This is a genomic window from Blastomonas sp. CCH1-A6 (assembly GCF_001556365.1).
GTDB classification, from domain to species: Bacteria; Pseudomonadota; Alphaproteobacteria; order Sphingomonadales; family Sphingomonadaceae; genus Blastomonas; species Blastomonas ursincola.
On the sequence record NZ_LSIS01000150.1, the window covers coordinates 1 to 6827 of the forward strand.

At 62.7% G+C, this 6827-nt stretch carries 9 protein-coding genes; 3 read left to right on the forward strand and 6 right to left on the reverse strand.

Translation table 11 applies throughout. The annotated features are described in order from the left end of the window. Positions 1-91: 91 nt before the first annotated feature. From AX735_RS24900 to AX735_RS05950, 6 genes are all read right to left on the reverse strand, one after another. The gene (locus tag AX735_RS24900) at positions 92-526 is read right to left on the reverse strand and encodes a hypothetical protein (RefSeq protein WP_137775868.1); all 435 of its coding nucleotides are present in this window, start codon (positions 524-526) and stop codon (positions 92-94) included. 286 nt (positions 527-812) lie between these two features. Then, the gene (locus AX735_RS24120; RefSeq protein ID WP_137775867.1) at positions 813-1319 is read right to left on the reverse strand and encodes a DUF488 domain-containing protein; all 507 of its coding nucleotides are present in this window, start codon (positions 1317-1319) and stop codon (positions 813-815) included. 297 nt (positions 1320-1616) lie between these two features. Beyond that, on the reverse strand, positions 1617-2438 hold the full coding sequence (locus tag AX735_RS05935) for a transporter (protein WP_082750955.1): 822 nt from the start codon (positions 2436-2438) through the stop codon (positions 1617-1619). 144 nt (positions 2439-2582) lie between these two features. Beyond that, the gene (locus AX735_RS05940; protein ID WP_023838955.1) at positions 2583-2768 is read right to left on the reverse strand and encodes a YegP family protein; all 186 of its coding nucleotides are present in this window, start codon (positions 2766-2768) and stop codon (positions 2583-2585) included. A 67-nt stretch (positions 2769-2835) separates the two neighbouring features. Continuing rightward, a complete protein-coding gene (locus AX735_RS05945; RefSeq protein ID WP_066277172.1) occupies positions 2836-3948 on the reverse strand; it encodes an NAD(P)/FAD-dependent oxidoreductase in 1113 nt (370 codons plus the stop codon). Beyond that, positions 3948-4931, reverse strand: coding sequence for an alpha/beta hydrolase (locus AX735_RS05950; protein WP_066277174.1), 984 nt, complete (start codon positions 4929-4931; stop codon positions 3948-3950). Before AX735_RS05950 ends, AX735_RS05945 begins: the two co-directional genes overlap by 1 nt. 21 nt (positions 4932-4952) lie before the next feature. On the opposite strand from AX735_RS05950, the gene AX735_RS05955 reads away from it, so the two are divergent. The 3 genes from AX735_RS05955 to AX735_RS05965 all read left to right on the forward strand — a co-directional run. Continuing rightward, on the forward strand, positions 4953-5426 hold the full coding sequence (locus AX735_RS05955) for an A24 family peptidase (RefSeq protein ID WP_066277176.1): 474 nt from the start codon (positions 4953-4955) through the stop codon (positions 5424-5426). A 41-nt stretch (positions 5427-5467) separates the two neighbouring features. Then, positions 5468-6499, forward strand: a complete 1032-nt coding sequence (cpaB, locus tag AX735_RS05960; RefSeq protein WP_066277179.1) for a Flp pilus assembly protein CpaB — start codon at positions 5468-5470, stop codon at positions 6497-6499. Positions 6500-6501: 2 nt separating this feature from the next. After that, the coding region (locus AX735_RS05965) for a pilus assembly protein N-terminal domain-containing protein (RefSeq protein ID WP_231750035.1) at positions 6502-6827 on the forward strand (326 nt) is incomplete at its 3' end.

Here is a 6827-nt window from a genome sequence, read left to right on the forward strand (position 1 = left end):
GGGTGTTGAGGAGAGGGATTGGGGGGTGGGGGTGATGCCAGCTAAGTCAGTAAATTTTTGCACGCGCAACCGCTTGTGCCCTCACAATCCATCAAAAGCCCAATGACCCTTGCTGCACCTCATCAATCCTTACCATCCCTACCAACAGCCATTGGTTCTCTGCCCCAAATTCCGCATTTCGTCTTTTGTGTGTACTAAAAGCAAATGCTAATCCAGCATTCATATACTCATGCTCATATTTCTCTTTGAGAATTTCTACTGCTCTTGAATGACCGTGAAGCCGTTCAAAACGATTGTAGGCTGCGGATGTTTCCCAATCATCGCACTCATGGCTTCGAGAATGACCATCGTAATCTTGCCATTTTACCGTAAACCTTGCGCGGCAAATCTTTAACGGCTTAGCGGTTGAGTCGAAGAGAGACAGCTGGTTCGCCAGCTCGCGATGTTTGCTTGCTTCAGCGTCAATTTCCTTTTCGGTCTTCAACTGGGCTTCAACACTAAACTGCTTTGGTCGGATCAAGGTCAACGATTCATGCCTGCTGCTCGCTTCTGCGAACGATTGACGTATCAGTGGCTCTAGGAAGCCTGCTCGCTCGCTTTGCTTTATCCTACCAACAACCTCCAATGTCTCAGGTACCACTTTCTGACTTTCAACCCGGCGATCGTCTCTTGGCCTCACGTAGCTGTAACGTATCCAGTCCCAACGCCGAAATTGCTGCTCATCATCCAAAATTCTGAATGGAACCGGATACTGACGGCGCCATCGTCTATCTCGACCGACTCCTGCACAGCAAACAGTCTCAAAATATCGACTAGAGCGATGCGGCTGCGCTTTGATCAGAATGAAACACTCGTCTACTTGAGCGGACATTTGAGATACCTTCTACTGCATCCCAATGTTTTGCCCGTATTCCCAGTCGATTTTCAAGCTCATCTGAAATTATTTTTCTATGGCATTCTCTCTGATCGCGCTCAAAGCACATTAGGCATACATGCTTTTCGCCAATCATCTCAACAAGTTGCTCGATAGCGCTTCTCGCTGACTGACTATCCATCACATTCCCGTATATTTTCCGGAAAAGGTCCATTTTTCCTGCACGTGCAGCTTCTCGTCCGGGTTTCGGATCGCCGAGCTCGGGCAAGTGGATATAGTCGATTCCAGCCTCATTCAGAGCATTGGCCAACGCCGTTTTGGAGAAGCCTGCACGGCGAGATTGGGCTCTTTCGCGGACATCAACCAGTGTATCGATTCCAGCGTGCCGCAGTGTTGCGATGAAGTCGGCAAGCGTAGACTTCTCATATCCTATTGTCGCCAGCATAAATCCTCGCAGTGAGCACCGACATGAGCTTTGGTGCAGCATATTAGTAAAAAATGTGGTGCAAATGAGTCAGGCTGCATGACGATGCAAGACCCATTTGCAATCCACACGCAACCATCTGAATTTATGATAGAAAATATCATTCACATGACTGAACTGGCTCCAAAACCCTCCCCTGCAAGGGGAGGTGGCAGGCGGAGCCTGACGGGGGGGGTGTGGCCGGTGCGCGGATGTGGACACCCCTCCACCACCCGCTGCGTGGCCCCCTCCCCCGCTGGGGGAGGATTTGGTAGGGCCTCAAAACCGCGCCGACACTCCCGCATAGACCTGCACATCGGGCGTCGCCTGGTTGAGCCCGAAATTCACCCCGCCGTCGAGTTGCAGATTATCGCCAAGCAGATGCGCGATGGCGAGGTCGGCGGAGTACTGGCGGACAGTGCCCGAGGGATCCCAGTTCTGCGAGGTCCACACTTCCCCGGCGACGCTCGTGCGCTCGGAGAGCTGATAGCCCAGGTTGAGCACGGTCTGCAGCTCCAGATGGCGCTCGTCGGGATCCGCTGCGCCGGCGAGCAGGCTCAATTGCGGGTTCACGGTCAGCGACCAGCGATCGCTCAGCGCATATTGGATCGGCACGCTGACGCCCGCCTCCCATTCGCCATTGCCGATGCCGGTCTTCGCGGTCGGCGCCTTGATATAGGGGATGAGGGCGAGCTCGAACCGCGCGTCCTTGGACGTGATGCGCTGCTTGTAGCGCAGGAAGATGTCGCCGAAGCCGGTCTGGCTGGTGGTGCGCCCGGCAAGGCGGTTGCGGACCTCCACCAGCGGGGTCAAGGTGAGCTGCACGTCGCTGCTGTCGCTCAACCCCAGCTTGATCGTGGGGCTGGCATAGGCGAACACGTCGCTGCGCGCGCCGCCGGCATTGAGCCGCGACCAGTTGATCGCCTCGGCCTCGATCTGCACCATGCCCTTGGGCACGCTGCACGCGTTGTTCGCCTTGGTCGGCCGGTCGGTGCAGATCGGATCGTCGCCGATCGCCGATTGCGCCATCGCGCCGCTGGTGCACGCCATGCCCATCAGCAGTGCCATCAGGCCCGCCCGCGCGGCTGCCAATCCCGTCATCTTCCAACTCCCCCTTCCATACAGCGATCACTGCCCGCAAGGACAGTCGCCATAGCCGGGGCCTAGACCAGCCGGGATTATCCGAAAGTAAACACAGGCCGATAAATCCTGCGCGATGTCCGCGAAGGACCTATCGCCCGCGTATCAGCCCTCGGTCGTGGTATCGACGATCGGCGCTTCGGGGCCGTTCTTCTTCATCGATTCGATCGCGTTCTTGGCCGATGCCTTGCTGGCATAGCCTTCGGTCGAGAACATCACTTCGGAATTGTACTTGAAGCGCACGCGGAATTCGCCGGCCTTGTCCTTGTAGATCTCGAAATGGTGCGCCATCGACTCGACTCCCTCCTGAATGGATGGCGCCGAGGATATAAAATCGCGTGCGCCGCGGCCAGCAAAGTCAGCCGAAACGGGCGGGATTATACATTTGTCCAGCCACCCCGTTCAGCATCGCATCGGGGGTGAGGCCGAGCAGCGCCGTGGCGGCAAGCCGCGCGGCGGCGGGCGCGGTCTGGATGCCGAACCCGCCCTGCCCTGCGAACCAGAAAAACGCCGGATTGTCGGCCGCATAGCCGATCACGGGCAGCCGGTCGGGCGCGAAACTGCGCTGCCCCGCCCAGCGATGCTCGACCGCCTCGATGGACCAGTCGACCACCTGGGTGAAACGGTCGATCGCGATCGCCATGTCCAGCTCGTCGGGCGCGGTGTCACCGGGCGCTTCGGGCGTCTCGTCATGCGGGCTGAGCCACAGCTTGCCCGCTTCGGGCTTGAAATAATAGTCGCCCTTGACGCCCAGCGTCAGCGGCAGGTGCGCGACCGGCGCGGGGCGGGTGCGCAGCTGCACCACGGTGCGGCGATAGGGCTGTACGCGGATCGGCCGCACGCCGCAGCGGGTCGCCACCGGATCGGCCCAGGCCCCTGCCGCATTGGCGAGCCGGGTCGCGGTGACCGCCTGCCCGCCCAGCAACAGATGCCATTGCCCGCCGCGATACTCGGCATGCTCGAGCGGTGCCTTGAGCGCGATCTGCGCCCCGCCGCGCCGCGCAACCGAGAGGAACGCCTGGTGCAGGCCGCCAACATCGATATCCTGGCAATCGGGCTCGTACACGGCGGCCACGATGTCCTCGGCCAGACCCGGCAGCAGCGCCGCGATCCGGTCACGCCCCCAGCGCTCCATGCGCACGCCGGAGCCCGCGAACTCGGCCTCGAACGCGTCGAGCAGCGGCTCCTCGCCCGCCCGTGCGAGCGTCAGCGCGCCGCGCGGGGCGAGGAAGCTGCGGTTGCCATAGCCACCGGGCGGCGAATGCAGCCAGGGTCCGGAAGCCGTGGTGAGCGGCTGGACCTTCGGGCCGCCATAGGTTTCCGCCCAGAAGGCCGCCGACCGCCCGGTCGAATGATAACCGGGCCGGTCCTCGGCCTCTGCGACCAGCACGCGCGCATGCGGCGCGACTTCGGCGGCAAGGCTCGCTCCGGCGATCCCGGCGCCGATGATGACAACGTCGTAATCGGCCATCAGGCGGCGGCCCCGGCCTTTTCGCTGTGCGCGGCGGGGGCCTTGCGCGCGAGGAAATCGTCGATGGTCGCGAGAATGCGGTCGCGGATCGGATCGACCTCGCGCAGCACCTCGTGCCGCGCCTCGCGTCCGAAGGCGAGCAGTTCGGCCCCGGGGATGCGCGCAGCCGCCGCAATCGTCGCCTTGTTGTCGACCAACTGGTCGGCGCTGGTACCGATCAGCAGCATGGGCACCTTCACCTTTTCCCAGGCGCCGGGCGCATTGAGCCGGATGATCGACTCATAGGCGCGCTCGACCCAGTGCCAGCTCGCCGGGCCCATCACCAGCTCGGGCCGCTCGGCCCACCACCACAGTTCGTCCTGATAGCGCGCATCATCGTGCGTCAGCAGCGTCTGGCGGATCGCGAGCGGCGATGCGGGCTTTTCGCTGACCTTCCAGGCGGGGCGCTCGGGCTTGCCAAGGCCGCGCATCAGCTTCGTCACCATATGCCCGACCGAGAGCGGCAGGCCGAGACCCTTGAGGCCCAGCATCGGCGCACTGAGCACCGCCGCATCCGGGGTAATCCGCTTTTCCTGGATCGCACGTGCGATCAGATGTCCGCCCATCGAGTGGCCAACCACGACATAGGGGCCGGGGCGCGAGACCACCCAGTCCGCCCAGAAGCCGGCAATATCGTCGATCCACTGGCTGAAGTCATGGATATGGCCAACATATTGATGATCGCTCATCCGCCCGCTGCCGCCCTGCCCGCGCCAGTCCGCGGCGGTGACGTTCCAGCCCTGCGCCTGCCAGTGCGCGAGGGTCTCGAGATATTTTTCGTAAATGTCGCCGCGCCCCGGCATGAACAGGATCGACCCGCGCACCGGGCCATCGGCCATCCAGTCGATGCGACGCAGCGGCCAGCCATCGGCAGCGTTCCAGCGGCTTTCCACCGCGCCCGCCGGGATCGCGCGCCGGTCAATGGTTACTTTTTGGTAAGTCATGCCCGCTATACGCCAGACCCCATGGAAAACGGTCCTCTCGTCTACGGTCTGCTGGCAGGCTTGGCAATCGCGCTGTTGCACGCGGCGTATACCGACATCCTGCGGCGCGAGATCGAGGACTGGCTGAACGCAGGGATTGCGCTCGCCGCGCCGGTCTTTTGGTGGGCCTGCGGGCTGTCGTTCTGGCCCGACATGGCGCTGCAACTGGCGCTGGGCGCGGGGGTGTTCGTATTCTTTGCGCTGATGTTCGCGATCGGCGCGATGGGCGGCGGCGACGTGAAGCTGCTCGGCGCCATCGCCTTGTGGTTTCCCTGGGTCGAGATGGCGCGGATCACGATCATCATGTCGCTGATCGGTGCGGCGCTCACATTGATCGTTCTGGCCGACCACAAATGGAGGCGAAAGCCGGGTCAGCCGGAGGTTCCCTATGGCGTTGCCATAGCCATTGCGGCGCTTTGGCCCGTTGGCGAACGGTTTTTTAACCATTTTGCCTGAAAATATGAACATTCTGAAGGGTTTTGGGGGCTGCAAACGCCATGGATAGACGCAAAGTAATCCTGCTTGTAGGCGCGCTGGTGATCGCGCTCTGCACAGCCTTTCTGGCCAGAAGCCTGTTCACCGGATCGGCCGCGCCTTCCGTTACGGCGGCGCCGCAACAGGCGGTTCCCACGGGTCCGCGCGTGCTGGTCGCCAAGCGTTCGCTGCCGGTCGGCACGATCATCACTCCCGATAGCGTGGCCTTTCAGCCCTGGCCGAGCGAACTGGTGAGCAACGCCTATTTCCTCGAAGCCGATTCCAAGATCGATTCGCTGCTGGGCACCGTGGTGCGTAACGCCGTGACCGCAGGGCAGCCGGTGACCCAGGGTTCGCTGGTCAAGCCGGGCGATCGCGGCTTCCTCGCCGCAGCGCTCGGCCCGGGCATGCGCGCCGTCACCGTCCCCGTTTCCGCCCGCACGGGCGTTGCCGGCTTCGTCTTTCCAGGCGACCGGGTCGATCTGGTGCTGACCCAGTCGATCAGCGGCAACAGCGGCCCCGCACTCAACGCCTCTGAAACCATCATCCGCAACCTGCGGGTGCTTGCCACCGACCAACGCGTGTCGGCGGAAGACGCCGAGGGCAAGCGCGAGGTCATCGCCTTCACCACCGTAACCGTGGAGGCCACGCCCAAGCTGGCCGAGAAGATCGCGGTCGCGCAGACCATCGGCACGCTCAGCCTGTCGCTGCGCTCGATCGCCGATAACGAGGCCGAGCTCGAACGCTCGATGGCCGCAGGCGACATCAATCTGCCCACCGGTGCCGATCGCAAGACCGAGGACAAGCTGCTCAAGGCTTTGGCCACGCGTCCGGTCGATACCGACGTCACCTTTGTCACCGGCGGCGATGTATCGCGCTTCCAGCGTCGGTCGGTCCCCGTCTCGGGTTCCGCCAACCGCCAGAACGGACCCAGCGCACCCAGTGCAGGCCCCATGCAGGTCGCAGAACCCTCTGCACCGCCTGTCCCGCGTGGCCCCGTCGTACGCGTAGCTCGCGGCAATACAGTGACCGAAGTTCCGGTCGGAGGGAAATGACCATGCGTTTTTCCAAGTTCATCAAGGGCGCCCTGTTGGGTAGCGCCATCGCTGCCACCGCATCGCTGACCGGACTGGTTCCGGCCATCGGGGGTGCTGCCCTGGCGCAGTCCGCCGTGCAGCGTCCGACCGAAACGCTGGTGCTCTCCATCGGGCGCGGCCAGCTCATCCAGCTGCCCGGCACCATGGCCGATCTGTTCGTGGCCGATAACACCGTCGCCGATGTGCAGGTCAAGTCGGCGCGGCAGCTTTATGTCTTCGGCAAGGCCGGCGGCGAGACCACGCTCTACGCCAGCAACGCGGCGGGCCAGGTGGTCTATTCGGCCAC